This is a genomic window from Tritonibacter mobilis F1926, assembly GCF_000376545.2.
GTDB classification, from domain to species: Bacteria; Pseudomonadota; Alphaproteobacteria; order Rhodobacterales; family Rhodobacteraceae; genus Epibacterium; species Epibacterium mobile.
The window spans coordinates 764,601-784,189 of the sequence record NZ_CP015231.1 but is presented as its reverse complement, the minus strand read 5'-3'; the positions used below and the strand labels follow the sequence as shown (position 1 = coordinate 784,189).

General features: G+C 60.7%; 16 protein-coding genes. 3 read left to right on the top strand and 13 right to left on the bottom strand.

Annotated elements, in window-relative coordinates; all coding sequences use genetic code 11:
- Window positions 1-55: 55 nt before the first annotated feature.
- Window positions 56-901 carry a flagellin N-terminal helical domain-containing protein gene (locus tag K529_RS19155; protein ID WP_040642544.1) on the bottom strand — a complete coding sequence of 282 codons (846 nt, stop codon included), beginning with the start codon at window positions 899-901 and terminating at the stop codon, window positions 56-58.
- A gap of 577 nt (window positions 902-1,478) precedes the next feature.
- On the opposite strand from K529_RS19155, the gene K529_RS19150 reads away from it, so the two are divergent.
- The gene (locus tag K529_RS19150; RefSeq protein ID WP_227512286.1) at window positions 1,479-2,468 is read left to right on the top strand and encodes a cytochrome-c peroxidase; all 990 of its coding nucleotides are present in this window, start codon (window positions 1,479-1,481) and stop codon (window positions 2,466-2,468) included.
- Window positions 2,469-2,478: 10 nt separating this feature from the next.
- On the top strand, window positions 2,479-4,581 hold the full coding sequence (locus tag K529_RS19145; RefSeq protein WP_005649630.1) for a putative bifunctional diguanylate cyclase/phosphodiesterase: 2,103 nt from the start codon (window positions 2,479-2,481) through the stop codon (window positions 4,579-4,581).
- A 5-nt stretch (window positions 4,582-4,586) separates the two neighbouring features.
- On the opposite strand, the gene K529_RS19140 is transcribed toward K529_RS19145, so the two are convergent.
- A complete protein-coding gene (locus K529_RS19140; protein ID WP_046002532.1) occupies window positions 4,587-6,632 on the bottom strand; it encodes an NADH:flavin oxidoreductase in 2,046 nt (681 codons plus the stop codon).
- 93 nt (window positions 6,633-6,725) lie between these two features.
- Here K529_RS19140 and K529_RS19135 point away from each other — a divergent pair, with 93 nt between their 5' ends.
- Window positions 6,726-7,346 (top strand): TetR/AcrR family transcriptional regulator, encoded by a 621-nt coding sequence (locus K529_RS19135; RefSeq protein ID WP_046002533.1) that lies wholly within the window; start codon window positions 6,726-6,728, stop codon window positions 7,344-7,346.
- On the opposite strand, the gene K529_RS19130 is transcribed toward K529_RS19135, so the two are convergent.
- The 11 genes from K529_RS19130 to K529_RS19080 form a co-directional block, all read right to left on the bottom strand.
- Window positions 7,343-8,134, bottom strand: a complete 792-nt coding sequence (locus K529_RS19130) for a pyrroline-5-carboxylate reductase family protein (protein ID WP_046002534.1) — start codon at window positions 8,132-8,134, stop codon at window positions 7,343-7,345. The two genes, K529_RS19135 and K529_RS19130, sit on opposite strands and share 4 nt — an antisense overlap.
- Window positions 8,135-8,158: 24 nt before the next feature.
- On the bottom strand, window positions 8,159-9,124 hold the full coding sequence (locus K529_RS19125; protein WP_046002535.1) for an ABC transporter ATP-binding protein: 966 nt from the start codon (window positions 9,122-9,124) through the stop codon (window positions 8,159-8,161).
- A complete protein-coding gene (locus K529_RS19120) occupies window positions 9,124-10,098 on the bottom strand; it encodes an ABC transporter ATP-binding protein (protein ID WP_046002536.1) in 975 nt (324 codons plus the stop codon). The genes K529_RS19125 and K529_RS19120 overlap by 1 nt, the downstream gene beginning before the upstream one ends.
- The gene (locus K529_RS19115; RefSeq protein ID WP_005655663.1) at window positions 10,098-11,039 is read right to left on the bottom strand and encodes an ABC transporter permease; all 942 of its coding nucleotides are present in this window, start codon (window positions 11,037-11,039) and stop codon (window positions 10,098-10,100) included. The genes K529_RS19120 and K529_RS19115 overlap by 1 nt, the downstream gene beginning before the upstream one ends.
- A complete protein-coding gene (locus tag K529_RS19110) occupies window positions 11,039-12,019 on the bottom strand; it encodes an ABC transporter permease (RefSeq protein WP_005655666.1) in 981 nt (326 codons plus the stop codon). The genes K529_RS19115 and K529_RS19110 overlap by 1 nt, the downstream gene beginning before the upstream one ends.
- Before the next feature lie 63 nt (window positions 12,020-12,082).
- On the bottom strand, window positions 12,083-13,660 hold the full coding sequence (locus K529_RS19105) for an ABC transporter substrate-binding protein (protein ID WP_046002537.1): 1,578 nt from the start codon (window positions 13,658-13,660) through the stop codon (window positions 12,083-12,085).
- 108 nt (window positions 13,661-13,768) lie between these two features.
- The gene (locus tag K529_RS19100) at window positions 13,769-15,349 is read right to left on the bottom strand and encodes an ABC transporter substrate-binding protein (RefSeq protein WP_005656984.1); all 1,581 of its coding nucleotides are present in this window, start codon (window positions 15,347-15,349) and stop codon (window positions 13,769-13,771) included.
- A gap of 413 nt (window positions 15,350-15,762) precedes the next feature.
- Entirely contained in the window at window positions 15,763-16,203 is a 441-nt protein-coding gene (locus K529_RS19095) for a VOC family protein (protein WP_005656985.1), read from the bottom strand.
- Window positions 16,204-16,227: 24 nt separating this feature from the next.
- Window positions 16,228-16,842 carry a hypothetical protein gene (locus K529_RS19090; RefSeq protein ID WP_046002538.1) on the bottom strand — a complete coding sequence of 205 codons (615 nt, stop codon included), beginning with the start codon at window positions 16,840-16,842 and terminating at the stop codon, window positions 16,228-16,230.
- Between the two features lie 13 nt (window positions 16,843-16,855).
- Entirely contained in the window at window positions 16,856-19,108 is a 2,253-nt protein-coding gene (locus K529_RS19085; protein WP_046002539.1) for a xanthine dehydrogenase family protein molybdopterin-binding subunit, read from the bottom strand.
- Between the two features lie 3 nt (window positions 19,109-19,111).
- Window positions 19,112-19,570 carry a (2Fe-2S)-binding protein gene (locus K529_RS19080; RefSeq protein WP_005656543.1) on the bottom strand — a complete coding sequence of 153 codons (459 nt, stop codon included), beginning with the start codon at window positions 19,568-19,570 and terminating at the stop codon, window positions 19,112-19,114.
- Window positions 19,571-19,589 lie beyond the last annotated feature (19 nt).

The following is a 19,589-nucleotide window of genomic DNA, read 5'->3' as shown; positions in this document are numbered from 1 at the left end:
CAACAGGGACGCGCCCAGCGTCCCTGTTCCGTGACCTTGGGTATGGCTCAGCCGGTTAGTTAAACAGCTGTAGCAGAGCCTGCGGCGCCTGGTTCGCAATTCCAAGCGATTGAACCGCCAGCTCCTGCTGGGTTTGTAGCGCCGACAATCGGGCAGAGGCTTCTTCCATGTCGGTGTCGGTCATCGTCGACACGCCCATGGTCATCGAATCTACCAGCTTGGACACAAACTGAACCTGATCGTCGATCCGTGCAGATGCCGCGCCGAGAGCCGCAGCGCCAGAGATCGCCGTTTGCAGGTAAACTTCGATTTCAGCCAGAGCGGAAGCCGCGGTTGCGGTGTCGGTGATTGTGGTCAGGCTGGTGCCCAGGTTCAGGCTGGATTCAAAGCCCTGCGCCTCGATGGTGATGTCCACAGAACTCACAGTTCCGCCCGCGCCAACGCGATCCAGAGAGGCCAGAATGCCCATCTGTGTTGCGGTACCGTCAATCGTGTTGGCCAGCAGGTTTGCACCGTTGAACTGTGCCGCGCCAATGATGGATTCGATTTGGTCGACCTTGGATTCAATATCGGTCTGGATCTTGTCATGCGACACGTTTTCCGCTTGTGCCGACACGATCAACTCTTTGATTTCAACAAGCTTCTCAACGATCTGTTCTGCCCCAGCAGATGCGACAGCTACGGTAGCTTCGCCCATCGAAAGACCTTCTTCAATCGCCTCAAAACTGGCGATATCGGATTCCATGGTCTTGGAAATAGCCCAAACTGCGGCATTGTCTTTTGCAACGCCAATTTCCTTACCAGTGGAAATCGCGTTCTGTGTGTCGGTGAGATTGGTGTTGACGACTTTCAGCGTCTGCAGAGCCACCATAGCACCATTGTTTGTCAAAATGCTGGACATAGCATGAGTTCCTTTGAGCAAGGAGCACTTTGGCCCCGATGTATTCCCTTTCCCCCATTATGGGGTGTTCTCTCTCGTCTTTCTGAACGTGCGGAGCACTTCGGCCGCCGCAACAAACTCAATAAGATGCAGGCCAACTTTTGACGTGAGGATGCTAATGAAGAGCTAAAATGTCGGCGTATATGTCTAAAATGCGAGTCAAATTGCTTCCGTTGGCATTTTTGCGCCACGCCCACCGCGCACCACAACAGCCTGCCCGGACCGCTGTGCCCAAATGGTGAGACTAAGATTCAAATCCGCAAAGCACTGCGAAGTCACCGAGAACGACGCATGCGCCCTTACACATATATAAGTAAAAGGCGCAGCACCCGACCACATAAGACGCCTGACAGGATGTGCGCCCCTGCTCACAAACCAGAAGTAGGGCCCTGATGTAGTCAAATTAGTCCGGTTATTTATCGTATTTTTCAAATCATTGAAGACAACCGCAACGCAGCAATAAACGGTTTTTTCACGCTGGGGCCACAGGGTCACGGAGCACCGACGACCCTAAATTGATGCTCACGGACACAGCACATTGCGACTTTTGACACTTCTTTGCGTTGGCCTCATCGGCACCTTTGTATTGGCCGCGGCCTCGCGCCATGACCTAAAGAAGATGTTCGAACGCCCCGCCCGTATCGCGTTCCCCGAAGAAGAGGCCTACTCGCCCCAGCGCGCAGCTTTGGGCAAGATGCTGTTCTTTGATACCCGCCTCTCTGGCGCACAGAATCTCAGCTGTGCCACCTGCCACAACCCCTCGTTTGGCTGGGAAACACCCGCAGCGCGGGCCGTCGGGGCCATGAATCAGCCGCTCGAACGCCACACCCCGACAATCGAGAACCTGGCAGAATCAGAGCATTTTTTCTGGGACGGCCGTGTCACCTCCTTAAAGGAACAAATTCGCGGACCGATCACCCATCCGCTCAAAATGAATTCCAGCATGAAACAGGTGGTTCGGCGCCTAGAAGCGATTTCGGGCTACCGCCGCTACTTTGAGATCGCCTTCCCCGAGGCAGGGCTGACGGAAAACACCATTCTCATTGCTCTGGCCACCTATCAGCGCACCCTGCGGTCGGGTTGGTCTCCATTTGATGACTGGGTCGAAGGCGATGACGATGCCATTTCTGCCTCGGCCAAACGCGGGTTTGACGTCTTTACCGGCATCGGGCACTGCGCAGATTGCCATCATGGCTGGGCCTTCACAGATCACGCCTTTCACAGTGTCGGCGTCGGCGGCGACGATATAGGTCGTGGCATCCTTGATCCCCAGATGCGCCATCGTTTCAAAACGCCGGGCCTTCGCAACATCGCCCTGCGCGCGCCCTATATGCACAATGGCAGCCTGAACTCCCTGCGTGCGGTGGTTGAGCATTATCGCCATGGCGGCAGCCCCTTGGCGCATATGAATGACATGCACCCGATCGAAGACATGTCCGATCGAAACGTGAATGACCTCATCGCATTTCTTGAAACCCTGACCGCATATAACCCGCATGTATCGGCCCCGGCCCTGCCTGCTGACTGAGGGACACCCTATGTCGATCAAACGTCGCATTCTCGGCCCTATCGTTTTATTGATTGTGATCGGCATCGTCGGTGCATTCTGGGTCTCGTTGGCCGCCATCCGCACCCAAAACGCGATCCAAGACGCCGACACGACCACGATGCGTACTCTGCAAGCTACCGAGCGCGCACAACGCATTCGTGTCGAAATCGAGGATCAACTGAGCCAGTTTCTTGAGTTCAACACAGTAGAGACACCCGCTCGCGTCAATCGCAATCATCAGCGTTTCGTCACCGCCTTTCGCAATGTCTGGCAGGAGTTGCGTGCCGCACCCGGCTCTCCCAAACAGATCGAGATGGTGGCGCAGGTCGAAGAGCAGTTCGAAGCGTGGAATACAGAGGCGACCATCGCGCTCGGCCTGTTGACTGACACTCATATCCCCTCGCACAACCGCCTCGATCATTTGGCGCGGCGGCTTGAACTGGCGCTTGTTGCCTTGGAACAAGAAGTCCGACTGAGTGCCGCCAACGCCAATCAGGATGCGCGTCAACGCTATGTGCAGCAGGTGGTTGTGGTCTTTATTTCCATGATCGTGATCTTCCTTGTGGCTGGGTCAACCTTCATCGGGTTTGGCAGTCAACTGGTGCGGTCGCTGACCCAGCTTGCCGCCGCGATGGAGCGTATCCGCTCTGGTGATTTTGATACGCCCGTCAGCTATGTCGACCGGCGCGACGAGGTGGGAAAAATCGCGCGAGGCGTTGCGGCCTTTTCGTATACGCTGCGGGATTTGAGCGCTGCAAAAACCCGGATTGAGCATCTGGCCCTGCACGATCAATTGACCAACCTCCCCAACCGGCGCGCCCTGCAGGAGTACCTCGAACATTGTTTCGATCTGGCTCCGTCATCGGAACATCGGGTTGCGGTGCTGCATGTGGACCTTGACCGGTTCAAGCAGATTAACGACCTGATGGGCCACGCCGCAGGGGATGAAATCCTGCGCCACGCCGCGCGCGCCATGCAGCAGCAAATCGGCGCTGACGATCTGACCGCGCGCGTTGGCGGGGATGAGTTCGTGATCGTGTTGCGACAGGCTGGCACCGATGCGCAGGTGGAGTGCATCGCCAATCGCATCATCGAAGCGGTCTCGCAACCGATTGAAATATGGGGTGATTTCGTTCATGTCGGTGCCAGCGTCGGCATTGCCTTCCTCATGGCAGGAGAAACCGACCCGGCCCGCATCCTCTCCAACGCCGATATCGCGCTCTATGTCGCCAAGAGCAAAGGCCGTGGGCGGGCGTCTTTCTATAATGACGCAACCCGCGCTCGGTTTGAGGGAAATATGGCGCTTTTGAAAGACCTGCGCTGCGGGTTGGACAACGGCGAGATCACCGCATTCTTTCAGCCACAGGTGGATGGGGTCACGGGTGAGGTCATCGGCTTTGAGGCACTGGCGCGCTGGCGCCATCCGGAACGCGGCATGCTTGATCCGGGCGTCTTTATCACACTGGCCTTTGAGCACGGTCTGGGCGACCGATTGACAGAACGGATCGTCTCTGATGCCATTGCCGCACTGCTGGAATGGCGCGCACGCGGCCTGCCTGCGCCCAGCGTCAGCGTCAATTTCTCGGCCAAACAACTGCGTGACGGCGGGTTGGTCGAATATCTCGACGACACGCTTTTCGCCGCAGCTCTTGAGCCCGAGGATATTGCGATTGAGGTCTTGGAAAGTGTGCTGTTCAGTGACGGCGTAGATCCGGCCCTCAATACCATCGCACAACTGCAAAAGCGCGGTTACAAGATCGAACTGGATGATTTTGGCACTGGTCATGCCTCAATCTCGAACCTGAGACGGTTCAAGGTCGATGGCATCAAACTGGACAAGGATTTTGTCGCCGGGGTGGATCAGGATGCCGAGCAAGAGGTGATCCTGCGCACGATGATCGACCTGTGCCGCAACCTTGATATCGTCTGCCTTGCAGAAGGCGTCGAGACCGAGGCTGAAAAGAACAAGCTGATCTCGCTGGGCTGCAGCCGTTTTCAGGGCTATGGCGTGGCCCGCCCGATGCCGCAAGATGCGGTCACTGAGTGGCTTGAGACCCAATATGGTCGCCACACCACTGCCAAGGCGGGCTGACTGCGTTAGATATCCTTCATCAGGCGCAATGCGTCATAGATCGCCGCGTGGGTGTTGCGTGCCGACACCGCATCGCCGATCCGAAACAGTTGAAACGCGCCATCTGGGTTGCGGCTGACCGTCTGTGATTGACCGGCAATTAGCGCCTCATGGTCGACTTCGCCATGGTTCACGCTCGCGGGGCGCAACTCCTGATACAGGTCATCATTAGGCAGGGTGCCATAGTTCACCACCACCTGATCGTAGGTCTGATCGTGGGTGAAATCGCTGTAATCCGTGCCAATCGCGGCAACCAGCTCGTTGCCCTTTCTGGCCACGCCTAGCAGGCGGCGGGTCACGGTGAAGGTCACATTCTTATCTTGCAGGGACCGCATATAAGGCACGAGGTTCATCGCCATGATCTCGGGCGCAAAGGTGCGGTCCGGGGTCATCACCTCAACCTCGGCGCCCGCCTCTGCTGCCACCTCTGCCGCCTGCAGGCCGGGGTGGTCGCCGCTTTCGTCATAGATCAACACTCGGCCTGCCGGTTTCACATCCCCCGCGATCAAATCCCAGGCCGAGACCACATGCGCCGCCTCACGCCCGGTCTCGAACAGCTCCAGATTGGGCAGCCCCCCGGTGGCGATAATGACCGCATCCGGGGTCTCCGCCAGCACCGCCGATCCCTCGGCCCAAGTATTAAAGCGGAACTGCACATCCCGCGCCGCGCATTGCGCCATGCGCCAATCAACGATGGAGATCATCTCGCGGCGGCGCGGGGATTGCGCGGTCAGGCGGATCTGGCCGCCGGGGTCGGGCTGGGCCTCAAAAACCACCACCCTATGCCCGCGCTCGGCTGCGACGCGCGCCGCCTCCAGCCCCGCCGGGCCTGCGCCGACGATCACCACTTTCTTTGAGGTCTCGGCGGCTGTGATCTCATGCGGCATCGTCAATTCACGCCCGGTGGCGGCGTTGTGAATGCACAACGCATCGCCCGCCTGATAGATCCGGTCCAGACAATAGGTGGCCCCCACACAGGGGCGGATGTCATCCTCGCGCCCCTCGCGGATTTTGCGCACCACATGCGGGTCGGCCATATGCGCCCGCGTCATGCCCACCATATCCAACAGCCCCGCCTGCACCGCATGGCGCGCGGTGGCGACATCCGGGATACGCGCGGCGTGAAACACCGGCAGGTCGGTTTCCTGTTTGACGCGGCCTGCAAAATCCAGATGCGGCGCGGATTTCATCCCCTGCACCGGGATCACATCGGTCATCGCCGGATCGGTATGGATGCGCCCCCGGATCACATTGAGAAAATCCACCTGCCCCGTTGCGCTCAGGATGCGGGTGATTTCCAGCCCTTCCTCTGTGGTGATACCGCCTTTTTGCACCTCATCCGCAGTGAACCGCATACCTACGATGAACTCATCCCCCACCCGCTTGCGAATGGCGGAGAGCACATCCATCGGAAACCGCAAACGGTTCTCTAAAGTATCCGCCCCATAGGGGCCGCTCAGATCATTGGTCAGCGGCGACCAGAACTGGTCGATCAGATGGCCATAGGCCTGCAACTCGATCCCATCCATCCCCCCGGCCTTCATGCGTTCGGCGGCATCGGCGAAATCCGTAATGATGCGCTCGATATCCCAGTCCTCGACAAGCTTGGGAAAGGCCCGGTGCGCCGGTTCGCGGTGCCGTGACGACGACACCGACGGCAGCCAGTCGCCCTTGTTCCAAGTGGTGCGCCGGCCCAGATGCGTCAGCTGGATCATCACCGCGCAGCCGTGCTCGTGGCAGCCTTCGGTCAGGTCGGTGATCCACGGCACCACCTCGTCCTTGTAGGCGAGAATGTTGTTGAACACCGGCGGGCTGTCCTTGGAGACCGCCGCAGACCCCGCCGTCATCGCCAGCGCCACCCCGGCCTTTGCACGCTCTGCATGATAGGCGCGGTAACGCGCCTTGGGCATGCCGTCCTCCGGGTAGGCCGGTTCATGACTGGTGGTCATGATACGGTTGCGAAGGGTCAGATGCTTCAGCTGAAAGGGCTGCAAAAGCGGATCGTGTGACATGGCGCTGCCTCATGGAATCGGGTGACTTGACACAAGTGTAAAGTCAGCCTGCATCGCAATTGACACATGTGTCAATTGTTTTAGAGTGCCCGCATGTCCAAACCCGCCTCCCCTCGCCCGCGCGGCTCGCGCGACCTCTGGCTCGATGCCGCGCTTGATCTCTTGGTCTCAAGTGGGATCGACGCGGTGAAAATCATGCCGCTGGCCCGCGCCGTGGATCAGACGCGTACCGGGTTCTACTGGTATTTCAAGGACCTCGGCGCGCTGCATGACGCCATGGTTGAGACCTGGGAGGCCCGCAACACCGGCCAGATACAGGCCCGCTGCGAGGCCACGGCGCAGACCGTCAACACAGCCCTGTTCAACCTGATGGATTGCTGGCTGGACCCGGCCCTGTTTGATGCGCGCCTCGATCTGGCGATCCGCAACTGGGCGCGCAATGACGCCACATTGGCGGCGCGGCTTGATGCGGCGGATAACGCCCGCATCGCCGCCGTGCACGACATGTTCCTGCGCTTTGGCTACAGCAGGGAACAGGCCGATGTCAGAAGCCTTACGGTCATCTACACGCAGGTGGGCTATCTCTCGATGGAGGTCGAAGAGGACCCTGTCGCGCGCCTGAACCGCGTACCACATTACGTGGAGATGTTCTCTGGCCAGCCCCCGACACAGGCGGAAATCGCAGCGTTCATGGCGCGCCACACGTCGGGCTAGCCAATGGTGCGACAGCGGGCGACCGCTGCGTCCAGCCCTTTTGCAAGTTCTGCGCCAATGTCTGATGCCCGCAGCACTTCCAGCCCCGCCGCCGTGGTACCGGCATAGTCGATCATCTCCTGCACATGATCGCTGGGACGGGCAGCGCCCGTCGCCATCATCTGCCCAGCCCCGAGGAACAGCTGCCGTACTGCCTTGTCGGCGACCTCGGGCGGCAGGCCCTTGGCCTCGGCGTAATCCGCCATCACCTCGGCAAAATAGGCGACAAACCCCGGCACCGGCCCGGTCATCGCAGTAAAAACGTCCAGATGCGCCTCCTGCGTGATCCGGTCAGTGCTGCCGCAGGCCTCAAACAGCGCCGTGGCAAAGGCGCGATCCGCATCCGACGTGGCCTCTGTCGCAACCCAGGGCGAATAGGCAAGCCGCTCTGCCGCCGCCGGGCTGCTCATGGCGCGAATGATCCGCGTTGCCCCGGTCATCTCGGAAATCCGGTCAATCGTGATCCCCGCCATGACGGAGATCACCAGTTTGTCTCTGAGGTCCAGCGACAGCGTGCCCATCGCCGCAGGTGGCACGCACAACAGGACCACGTCCGAGGCCGCAATCAGGGCTGCCGTGTCCGTGGTTATGCTCAGCCCCGAATGACCCGAGAACCCGTCAAGCTGCCCGGACCGCGACGCCACCCAGATCCGCTCCTCGGCGATCATCTGCGCCTGCACAACTGCACGCAGGATCGCACTGCCCAGCATGCCCGTCCCTCCGATGATACCGAATGTCTGGTCTGCCATGGCACTGCGCTCCTGTTGTCTGTGTCAGCCCTCCGCCATGTGACAGGCGACTCGGGTAGTGCCGATCCTGCGCATCTCGGGGCGTTCTTGTCGACAGATGTCACCGGCCAGTGGGCAGCGCGGGTGAAAGGCGCAGCCGGGCGGTGGGTTGATCGGATCGGGGATTTCACCCTCGGGCGGGGCCACCTCGCGGCCGAACCCATCCATACGCGGCGCGGCCTCCAGCAGCATCTGCGTGTAGGGGTGTTTGGGGCGCTCAAACAGCTCGTCAGGTGCGCCCTCTTCGACCAGCCGGCCAAGATAAAGAACTCCGATCCGGTCCGCCATATGCTGCACCACCGTCAGGTCGTGGGTGATCAGCACATAGGTCAGGCCGAAGTTATCCTTGAGGTCGCTCATCAGGTTCAGCACCTGCGACTGCACCGACACATCCAGCGCCGAGGTGGGCTCGTCACAGACGATCAAACGCGGCTCGGACGCCAGCGCACGGGCAATACAGATCCGCTGCCGTTGCCCGCCGGAGAACTCATGCGGGAACTTGCCCGCGTCCTTCACCGAGAGACCCACCTGTTCCAGCAGGCGTTCGGCCAGCCCATCGGTCTTGCCACCACGCGCTGCCACAGGTTCAACGATGATGTCACGCACCCGCCAGCGCGGGTTGAGCGAGGCATAGGGGTCCTGAAAGATCATCTGGATGTCAGAGCGGATCGCATCGACCTTGGCGGCGTCTGTCTCGTTCGCCAGATCGACACCTTCGATCTCCACATTGCCGCCTGAGGGATTGAGCAGCCCCACCAGCATGCGGCCAATGGTGGATTTGCCGGACCCGGATTCGCCCACCAGCGCATAGGTGGTCTGCGGTTCAACCTCGAAATCCACATCTGACACAGCGGTCAGAAAGGCCTTGGGTTCGCGTTCGATCACCCGGTTCAGCCAGGGTTTGGAGACGTCAAACACGCGGCTCAGGTTCTTGACGGAGACAAGCGCCATCAGGAGGCCTCCTCATGTTGTAGCGGGAACCAGCAGGCAGCGGCAGCACCGTCGACCTTGGGCGCAGGTGCCTGTCGGCATTTGTCGGCCACGCGCGGGCAGCGCGGATTGAAGGCACAGCCATCGGGGACCGCATCCAGACGCGGCATGGCGCCGGGGATCTGGTGCAGACGTTTCTGCCCGCGCGACGCCAGCGGTGTCGAGGCCATCAAGCCATGGGTATAGGGGTGCTCCGGCGCGGTGATCACATCGCGCACCGGGCCAAGCTCGGCCAGCCGCCCGGCATACATCACCGCCACACGATCTGCGGCCTCGGCAATCACGCCCATGTCGTGCGTGATCAGCATCACCGCTGTGCCGCGCTCACGACAAAGCCGTTTCAGCAGCGCGATAATCTGCGCCTGCACCGACACATCAAGCGCGGTTGTCGGCTCATCCGCGATCACCAAGGACGGTTCGGCACAGAGCGCCAGCGCGATCACCACCCGCTGGCGCATACCGCCTGAAAACTCATGCGGGTAGCTGTTTACACGTTTGGCGGCACCGGGAATACCGACTTCCTCAAGCGCGGCCACGGCGCGTTTCTCGGCCTCGGATTTGCTGATCGGCAGATGGGTCAGCATGGTCTCCACCAGCTGATCCCCGATCCGCAACAGCGGATTGAGCGAGGTCAGCGGATCCTGAAAGACCATACCGATTTCCTTGCCCCGCAAGCGGCGCAGCGCGTCGCCCTTCAGGGTGTCGATGCGTTTGCCATTGAGCCAGATCTCGCCAGAGGAGACATGCGCCGGCGGATTGAGCAGGCCGATGACGGCATTGCCCGCCATCGACTTGCCCGCACCGCTTTCGCCAACGATGCCGAGGATCTCGCCCTTGGCAATGTCATAAGAGACGCCATCGACCGGTTTCAGGATGCCGTGGCGGGTTGGGATTTCCACACAAAGGTTGCGGATGGACAGAACAGGGTCAGCCATTAGCGAAGCCTCGGGTTCAGGGCGTCACGCAGCCAGTCGCCCAGCAGGTTGACGCTCAGCGCCAGTCCCAACAGCGTGATCGCAGGGAAGAGAAGAATCCACCATTCGCCAGAGAACAGGAAGCCCTGCCCGATGCGAATGAGTGTACCAAGAGACGGCTGGGTCGGCGGCGCGCCCACCCCGAGGAACGACAGCGTCGCCTCGGCAATGATCGCCAGCGCCAGCGAGATCGTCGCGATGACCAAGACAGGCGACAGCACATTGGGCAGGATATGCCGCAACATGATCGCACCGGAGCGTCGTCCGATCAGCCGGGCGGCCTCGACGTATTCCTTGTTTTTCTCAACAAGGGTCGCGCCACGCACCACGCGGGCAAACTGCACCCAGTCCGACAGGCCAATCGCAAGGATCAGCACCCAGATCGCCATCTGATCGCGGTATTCCACCGGGGCAATGCCCTTGGCGACACCAAAGATCAGCATTGCCACCAGGATCGACGGAAAGGTCAGCTGCACATCGGCAATCCGCATAATCACCGTCTCGACCCAGCCGCCGAGGTAGCCGGACAACAAGCCCAGCGTGATCCCGAGCACCATGGCGAATAGAACGGCAGCGACGCCAACGAACAGCGAAATCCGCATACCATAAAGAATGGTCGAGAACACATCGCGGCCCTGATCGTCGGTCCCCATAAAGAACGTCTCACCGGTGAAGTCGTTGGGCGACATCGGCGGCGTGAAGCCGTTCATCAGGTTGAGCGAGGCCGGATCAAACGGGTTGGTCGGCGCAATCAGCGGCGCGAAGACCGCCGAGAGCACCAGAACCAGAACCACCACGGTGGAGACCACCGCCACGGGCGAGCGTTTGAAGGTATAGAACAGATCGCTTTCCAGCGCGGTGCGCAGGCGCGATTTCTGGGCGGGGGTAGATGTCTCGGACATTAGTGACCTCCCTTGCGATCAACGCGCAGACGCGGATCGATAAAGAAATAGAGGATATCGACGATCAGGTTGATCCCGACGAACATCACCGAAATCAGCATCAGATAGGCTGCCATCACCGGGATATCGACGAACTGAATCGCGTTGATGAACAACAGGCCGACACCGGGCCACTGGAACACGGTCTCGGTGATGATGGCGAATGCGATGATCGCGCCCACTTGCAGGCCGATTACGGTGATCACCGGCACCATGGTGTTCTTCAGCGCGTGACGGAAATGCACGGTGCGGTCCCGCAGACCACGGGCGCGGGCAAAGCGGATATAATCCTGCCGCAGCACCTCGAGCATTTCCGAGCGCACCAGCCGCATGATGAGCGTCATCTGATAAAGCCCCAGCGTGATCGACGGCAGGATCAGCGCCTTGAGGCCACTTGCGGTTAAAAACCCCGTGCTCCAGCCGCCGAGGTCGACCACCTCGCCGCGCCCGAAACTCGGCAACCACCCAAGTTCCACAGAAAACAGATAAATCAGCAGGATACCAATCAGGAAGGTCGGCAAGGACACCCCTATGAGGGAGCCGGACATAATGAGATTGGCCGTGATCCCGTTTCGCCTGATGGCGGTAAAGACCCCAAGCGCGATGCCGAATATGATCGCGAGGATGCCCGAGACCGCCGCCAGTTCCAGTGTCGCAGGCGCACGTTCCATCAGGATGTCGATAACCGGGCGCCCTTGCCGGTAGCTGACCCCGAAATTGCCCTGCACGGCGTTTTCGAGAAACCGGTAGTATTGCACCACAAAGGGCTGATCGAGGCCAAGTTGTCCGCGCAGCCGTTCAATGTCGTCGGCGGTGCGTTCCTGGCCCAGCATGTTGTCGATCGGGTCACCGACAAAGCGGAACATGGCAAAGGCCACAAGTCCGACGATAAGAAGAACCAGCGCGGATTGGGCCACGCGCCGGATGATATAAGCGAGCATATCCGTGCTCTCCTGTGGGTGGATGAAGGGGGCCGAACCCCCCGTCTGCCTTGATGAGCGGCGTTAGTTAACGGAGACCCAGCGCAGAATAAAGAAGTTATCCGGCCTTTGGGTCAGGGTGACGTTGCTGCCGGTGCCCCAGACCAGCGGTTGCACATAAAGCGGCACATAGGCGGTCTCGTCCTGCAAGACCTGCGCCACCTCATCGAGCATCCCCTGCCGGGTCGGCTCGTCGATCTCGGACTGGATCTTGGGCAGCAGCGCATCCACGCGTGCGTTGGAATAGCCGCCAAAGTTCCACGAACCGAGCTTCTTTTCCTCATTGGGGGTTGCCGCAAGGAAGCGGATCGGGTGTTCCGCATCAAAGGTGCCCGGCGACCAGCCCAGAAGGTACATATCGTAATTTCCGGCCCGCAACTCTGGCCAGTAATTCTGCACCGGCATCGCATCCAGCGTTGCCTTCAGCCCCACCTGCGCCAGCATTGCGGTGACCGCCTGACAGACCGCCTCGTCATTGAGATAACGATTGTTGGAGCATTTCAGACCAAAGGAGAACCCATCCGGATAACCTGCCTCGGCCAGCAGTGCCTTGGCGGCCTCTGGATCGTACGCCGGCGCATCCGCGAGTGCCTCGGAATAGCCCCGCATCGCGCTGCTCACCAGTTGGTTCACTGGCTCGGCATTGCCGCGCGTGATGGTGCGCAGGATCGCGGGCACATTGATGGCATGGGCCACGGCCTTGCGCACGCGCGCATCGGCAAACGGGTTGCCCTCGGTTTCGGCGGAATATTTCAACGCCTCCGCCTGATGCGGAAAGCCCAGCATCATCACACGCGCCTCGATGCCCTGCACGACCTTCACATCCGGGTTGCCTTGCAGGCGCTGAACGTCCTGAATGGGCACCGGGTTGATCATATCCACATCCCCCGAGAGCAGCGCCGCAAGCGCTGTGGCCGGGTTCTGGATCGGCGTCATTTCCGCGCGGGTAATGTTGTGTTCGGGTTGCCCCCACCAATCCGCAAAAGGCTCCAACACCGTGCGCAGGCCCGGCTCGCGGGTTGTCACACGAAACGCGCCGGTGCCATTGGCATTGAGGGTGGCGTAGTTGCCGCTTTCCTTGTCGGGGCGGGTCGCGGCGTTGGCCTCGGCCCAGCCGCTGTCCATGATCATCCAGTTGGCGATACTGTCGGGAAAGATCGGGTTGGGAGAATGGGTCAGGAAATCAACGGTGTAGTCATCGACCCTCACCACATCCGAGACCGGCGCGAACCAGCTGGCCGTGTCTGACTCCGGGCTGGATGCACGCTCATAAGAGAACACAACATCCTCTGCATCAAAGGTGCTGCCGTCCTGAAACGTCACCCCCTCGCGCAGAAAAAACCGCCAGCCTTCGCCCTCGCCGATTGGCTCCCAGCCGGTGGCCAGCGCAGGCTCGATGCTCATGTCCTTGCCGCGCCGCACGAGACCTTCATAGACGTTGTTCAAGAACCCCAAAACGGGGGTGGAGTTGACCGCATGCGGGTCCATGGTCTGCGGATCGGTGGTCACCGCCCATGAAAATTCCTTGGCCTGAGCGGCGGGCACAAGAGCTGCGGGGAAAATGGCTGCCGCGCAGGCAGCGGTGCGTAAGAGACGGAGCATCGGGAAGTCCTTTCCGGTCAATGCGCGTGTCGCCGGGATGCATATGCGCCCCGGCGACCTTGGCATGTCATGCAGCACACCGGGCACGCCGGTCCGCTGCGACAGAGATCAGTTCATCTTGAAGTATTTGACCTTCGGCTGATCTTCGGGATCAACCGCGATGTCGACCTTTTCGGACATGCCCCAGTTCAGCACCTGATGGTGGATCGGGATGTAAAGCTGCTCATCCTGAACCACCCGCCAGATATCTGCGATATCCTTGTTGCGTGCATCCAGATCGGTGTTCGAGGCCAGCGATTTGATCTTCGCATCCAGCTCGTCATTGTCAAAACCGGTGTTGTTCCATGTGCCGATATCGCCTTCACGACCGTGCACAAGGAAGTTGAACACATACTCAGAATCATAGGTCGGAACACCCCAACCCAGCATGTAGAAGTCAGTCTTGCTGTCGGTGATCAGCGGGAAGTGCTGCGCCTTGGGCTTGGCGTCGAGGTTCACCTTGATGCCGATCTGGCCCAGCATGCCCACGGCAGCCTGACAGATCGGCTCGTCGTTGACATAGCGGTCGTTGGGGCAGTCCAGACGGATGGAGAAACCATCGCCGTAACCCGCCTCAGCCATCAGCGCCTTGGCGCCTTCGATGTCGGTTTTGGATTCCGCGTCCATCTCTTCGGTCCAGCCGTTAACGAACGGCGGTGCGATCATACCCGCAGGCTGGGATTGGCCGCGCATCACGACCTTCTGGATCGCATCGCGGTTGATCGCCATCGACATCGCCTTGCGCACGCGGACATCCGCAAGCGGGTTCTTCCCGTCTACGTTGTCGGCTTCGATATCCTCGGCGCCGACGTTGAGACCAAAGAAGATCACCCGGTTCTGCGGGGCCTGACGCACCATCAGACCATCAGCGCCGTTGACGCGGTCAAGATCCTGTACCGGCATGTCCTGCAGGAAATCAATCTCACCCGACAGAAGCGCCGCCACACGGGTCGCGGGGTTCTGGATCGGGGTATAGACGATCTCTGTCACGTCCAGCGGGAATTGGTCCTTGCCCCAGTAGTTTTCATTGAGCGTCATCACTGTTTTGACGTCCGGCTCGCGGCTTTGCAGCACATAGGGGCCGGTGCCGTTCGCATGCGTGGTGGCATAGGTGATCTCGCCACCCTCAAAATCCTGCACGTTCACGGTGTTGTTGGCCTCGCTCCAGCCCTTGTCCATGATGAACAGGTTGGTGAGGTTCGACGGCAGGATCGGGTTCGGCCCATCGGTGACAATCTCGACGGTCAGATCGTCAACCGCGCGCACCTCGGTGATGGAGCCAATGAGCTCCTTCATGTCGGAGTTTTCTTGCTTGGCACGGTTGAAAGAGAACACCACATCCTCTGCGGTGAAGTCTTCTCCGCCGTGGAATTTCACACCTTCGCGCAGCTTGAACACCCAGACGTTCGGATCACCCTCTTTGGGCGCCCACTCAGTCGCCAGTGCAGGTTCGAACGCACCGGTCACATCGCGGATGATGAGTGGTTCATACATCTGGTGGCGAATGGTATGTGTCGGCCCTTCGTTCTGGGCGTGCGGGTCCAGCGTCAGCGCATCGCCAGAGCGCGCCCAGCGCAGGGTTTCCGCGCTCAAGGGCGCTGCTGACGCCAAGAGAAGCGACGTCAGTGTCAATACAGTAGTGGTCTTCATAGGACCTCCCCTAGTCTTTTCTCGATTTGTTGGAACTGTTCGGCGTTTTCGCCGCCAGCCCGGTAGCGGCAGTGTTGGCGAACACCCGGAGTTTGACAAGCCTGCACGCGGCGTTCTCGGGAATAAATTTCATCCCAACACCCCGATTTGCTTACATATTATCTTCTTCCGCAACGTCACCTCAGAGCCAATCGCAAAGCTTGCGCAAACGCGAACACCCAGACTGGCAGCAAGGGGGCAAAATTCCCATGCCAGCCCCTTGCTGTGCCGTTTGGTGGCACCCCGGAGCAAAAGAGCTTGCATTGGATGCAGCACATATTCTGCGCGCGCTTTTTCAGAACCGGTCCATAGGAAAGCATAGCCACGAAGGCGTCACGCTCTTCCCTGCACGAGATGATCAGATCACCAGTGCCCTACGGCCTGTGATTGCTTTCCAACTCCAGCAGATTACCTTCGGGGTCGCGAACATAGACGATCAGAACCGGGGCCTCTGCACTGCCAAAGTTGGTGACCTCGCCTTGCATTGCCCCACCACAGCGCAGCACGTCCCGAAGCACCCGGTTGAGGTCATTCACCACAAACGCCAAGTGACCAAATCCCGGCGCGTTCACCTCAGGTCTGCCTCTGTTCAGGGTTTGGGTGTATTCTAGGATCTCAAGAAACGGCCCCGAATCATCAGGCAGGGCCAACCAGATCGAATAGATATCAGCGTCCTTCAACCCATTGCCGCGCGATACAGATGCACCGGACAGCCTCTTGGCGGGGCGGCGCTCCCTATAGCCAAACACCTCAGCATAAAACCCGCCCAGCGCCGCTGCATCGCGCGCGGTCAGACTGATGTGAGATAGTCTCATTGCATCACACCTTATGCGCGTCCTTTACCCTTGCGGGCAGGGCTGACCCGCAGCGCCCCAAAGCGCCATATCCTCGACATGCTCTTCTAGTGTGCGGGGCGCGGGTTCGCGGTCTCCACCCGGCGACCACCCCCAGGCCACTGGCCCGTTGAGGCTGGCGTCATGTTCCAGATGCTCAACGAGTTCACGCCAGCCGCGTCCGCCATTGCGCTCCGGGTCTTTGAGCTGCGCACAGATCTCGGCGCGGGATTTGCCGAACCACTCGAACTCCACCGGGGCCAGCTGCCACGCAATACCAAAGCGCGGCGCGGCGTGTGGTGCGGTGTCAAAATCATCCGAGGTCACATGGCAGGTCTGACAGGGCAGGAACTCCGCTCCGATCCGGCTTTCACCGGCATTGATGTGCATCCCATGCGGGCGCGCCTCACCGTAGCTTGGCCCGGACCACATCGGGATATTTTCCGCGCCCACGTGGCAATTGGCGCATCTGGGATGGGTCACCACCTCGTAGATGCGTTCAAACGCCGCCTGCCCGTCTGCGCGACTGATGCTGCCCTCTTCCGGCAGGGTCAGCGCACCTTCGGCAAGGGCTGCGCCCGCGATAGAAACCGCGGCAAGGATGACAACGCTCTTTTGCATGTCCCGGCCCTCCTCAGACGAAATTGATATGTTTGTTCAGCGGCAATTCGCGGATGCGTTGCCCGGTGGCGGCAAAGATCGCATTGGCCAGCGCCGGGGCAGCAGGCGGCACAGCCGGCTCTCCCACACCCCGGATGCGGCTGCCGTTGCTCAGCGCGCGCACCTCAATCTGAGGGGCCTGATAGAGCCGCATCCCCTCATAGGCGTGATAATTGGTCTCAAGCGGGGCATGGCCGTCATAGGTCAGCGCACAGTTCATCGCGTGCCCCAGCCCAAAGATCACCCCGCCAAAGACCTGCGCCTCTAGGTTTGTGGGATCAAGCACCTCGCCCACATCCACCGCCACAAAGACCTGATCGATGCGAATGCCCGCCTCCGTCTGCGTGACCTCGATAATTTGTGCACAGGGCACCCCAAAGGACATGCAGAACCCAACACCACGTCCGCGCCCCTCACCGATAGAGGGACCATCCCAGCCCGACATCTCGCCCACGGCCTCCAGCACCTTGCGCGAGGGATCATGCAGGCACAGGCGGATGCGTTCGGCCAGCGGATCGGCCCCGGCGGCGTGGATCAGCTCATCAAGGAAGCAGTCGTGGTAAAACCCATTGCCCGACGCGCCGACCGAACGCCAGGACGACACCGGCACCATGCTCGGCGCGCGATAGCCGGTGACACGATAATCGGGAATATCAAACGGCTGATCCCACGACCCGGTGGTGATCGTCGCATCGGGGCCCGGCAGGCTCATCCCGCTCAGGCGGCCAAACCACTCCGGCGCCATGGCCGATTGACTAACAGAAAGATCAAAGGCCACCACCTTGCCATCTGCGACCTTGCCGCGCCCTGCGGCAACCGAGGCCGGGCGTGGGTAGTCGTGGCTCATGTCCTCTTCGCGGCTCCATGTGAGTTTCAGATGCCGACCCGGCACCACCAGCGCCAGCTCCACCGCCTGCTCCACATGGGTCATCTCCAGCCGGTGACCAAAGCTGCCGCCCATGGGCAGCACATAGACGTTCACGGCCTCAGGCGCGACGCCCGCAATGGTGGCGGCGCGGTCGCGGATGAACAGCGGGATCTGGGTTCCGGTCCAGATTTCCACCTGCCCCTCCAGCACCCGCACCACCGCGTTCATCGGCTCCATCGGCGCATGGGCGAGGTAGGGAATGCGATAGCGCGCGTCGATGACATCGCCCGCCTCCAGCGCGGCGTCCACATCGCCCTCATCGCGCTGGCGGTGGTCATAGCGGTCGGGATCGTCCAGCGCCTGTTCAAGCGCGGCAAATATCCCGTCCGAGGTGCCGGGATAGTCCGGCACGCTCCACTCGATCTCTAGCGCCTCTGCCGCCTGAAACGCGCGCCAGGTGTTGTTTGCAATCACACCGACACCGTTGCTGACCGGCAGGATTTTCTCCACCCCGCGCATCCCCTCAGCCGCCGAGGCATCAACACGCGCGCCCGCAGTGCCAACGGCAGGGTTGGCACGCACGGTGGCATGCAACATGTCCTGAAATTCCATGTCGATGCCGTAGACCTCAGTGCCGGTGCATTTGCGCAGCATATCCAGACGCGGCAGGTCGGGCTTGCCCAGATAGCGCCACGCAGAGGCAGGCCGCAGGGTCACATCCGTGACCGGGTCAATCTCTGCCGCCTCTGCCGCCAGATCCGTATAGGCGATGGACGTGCCATCCGGCAGGATCACCGCGCCATTCTCGGTCCGCAGATCTCCACGCGCCACGCCAACCCGACGGGCCGCCGCCTCTTTCAGGGTTTCCCGCGCTGTCGCCCCCGCCATGCGCATCCGGTCAAACCCATCCGGCACCGTGGACGACCCGCCGGTCATCTGGATCGAGAGCAGCTTGGCCGGGACCGACATGAAATCGCGCAGGGTCTCGGCCACAAATCCTTCCTTGTAGGCTGGGATTGGCACGCCCTCGCCCAGCACCGTGGCGTTGTAATAGGCTTGCCCCGGCATCCCGGGCGAGATCGTCACGGTGGCCGGATCGATGTCCAGTTCCTCGGCGATCAGATAGGCTTGGATGGAATAGGCCCCCTGCCCCTTGTCTGCACGCGGCGTGATCAGGGTGATGCCATTGGCGTCGATCTTCACAAAGGGCGTGATCGCCGCCTCACCCTCCTTCAGATCATCAAGCAGTGGATTGGGGATCGGCTTTTTCGCCATATAGACGCCAAAGGCCACGCCCCCGGCAATCGCGGCGGACCCAATCAGGAATGTACGGCGGGCAATTTTTCCGGCACGGCTCATGGCTCAGGCCTCGCTCAATTTCTGCGCCGTGTCATGGATCGCGGCCCGGATACGAGGATAGGTGCCGCAGCGGCAGAGGTTCCCCGACATCACCGCATCAATCTCTGCATCCGAGGGTTCCGGGTTCAGATCGAGCAAAGCTGCCGCCTGCATGATCTGGCCCGATTGGCAGTACCCGCATTGCGCCACCTGATGCGCCACCCATGCAGCCTGCACCGCATGCAGGCTCTCGGGCGTGCCCAGCCCCTCGATGGTGGTGACCTCGCCCTCAAGATCGCCAACCGGCAACTGACAGGAGCGCACCGCCATCCCGTCCACATGCACCGTGCAGGCCCCGCATTGGGCGATGCCGCAGCCATATTTTGGACCTTTGATGTTCAACTCATCACGCAGCACCCACAACAGGGGCATCTCGGGTTCGACATCGACCTCATATTCGGTCCCGTTCACGGTCAGCTTCATGATGGATCTCCGTGGCAGC

Excerpts from the sequence above, each read along its gene's own strand:
- K529_RS19155 (WP_040642544.1), bottom strand. The coding sequence starts at position 901 with ATGTCCAGCATTTTGACAAACAATGGTGCTATGGTGGCTCTGCAGACG.
- K529_RS19145 (WP_005649630.1), top strand. The coding sequence starts at position 2,479 with ATGTCGATCAAACGTCGCATTCTCGGCCCTATCGTTTTATTGATTGTG.
- K529_RS19140 (WP_046002532.1), bottom strand. The coding sequence starts at position 6,632 with ATGTCACACGATCCGCTTTTGCAGCCCTTTCAGCTGAAGCATCTGACC.
- K529_RS19135 (WP_046002533.1), top strand. The coding sequence starts at position 6,726 with ATGTCCAAACCCGCCTCCCCTCGCCCGCGCGGCTCGCGCGACCTCTGG.
- K529_RS19130 (WP_046002534.1), bottom strand. The coding sequence starts at position 8,134 with ATGGCAGACCAGACATTCGGTATCATCGGAGGGACGGGCATGCTGGGC.
- K529_RS19125 (WP_046002535.1), bottom strand. The coding sequence starts at position 9,124 with ATGGCGCTTGTCTCCGTCAAGAACCTGAGCCGCGTGTTTGACGTCTCC.
- K529_RS19120 (WP_046002536.1), bottom strand. The coding sequence starts at position 10,098 with ATGGCTGACCCTGTTCTGTCCATCCGCAACCTTTGTGTGGAAATCCCA.
- K529_RS19115 (WP_005655663.1), bottom strand. The coding sequence starts at position 11,039 with ATGTCCGAGACATCTACCCCCGCCCAGAAATCGCGCCTGCGCACCGCG.
- K529_RS19110 (WP_005655666.1), bottom strand. The coding sequence starts at position 12,019 with ATGCTCGCTTATATCATCCGGCGCGTGGCCCAATCCGCGCTGGTTCTT.
- K529_RS19105 (WP_046002537.1), bottom strand. The coding sequence starts at position 13,660 with ATGCTCCGTCTCTTACGCACCGCTGCCTGCGCGGCAGCCATTTTCCCC.
- K529_RS19100 (WP_005656984.1), bottom strand. The coding sequence starts at position 15,349 with ATGAAGACCACTACTGTATTGACACTGACGTCGCTTCTCTTGGCGTCA.
- K529_RS19095 (WP_005656985.1), bottom strand. The coding sequence starts at position 16,203 with ATGAGACTATCTCACATCAGTCTGACCGCGCGCGATGCAGCGGCGCTG.
- K529_RS19090 (WP_046002538.1), bottom strand. The coding sequence starts at position 16,842 with ATGCAAAAGAGCGTTGTCATCCTTGCCGCGGTTTCTATCGCGGGCGCA.
- K529_RS19085 (WP_046002539.1), bottom strand. The coding sequence starts at position 19,108 with ATGAGCCGTGCCGGAAAAATTGCCCGCCGTACATTCCTGATTGGGTCC.
- K529_RS19080 (WP_005656543.1), bottom strand. The coding sequence starts at position 19,570 with ATGAAGCTGACCGTGAACGGGACCGAATATGAGGTCGATGTCGAACCC.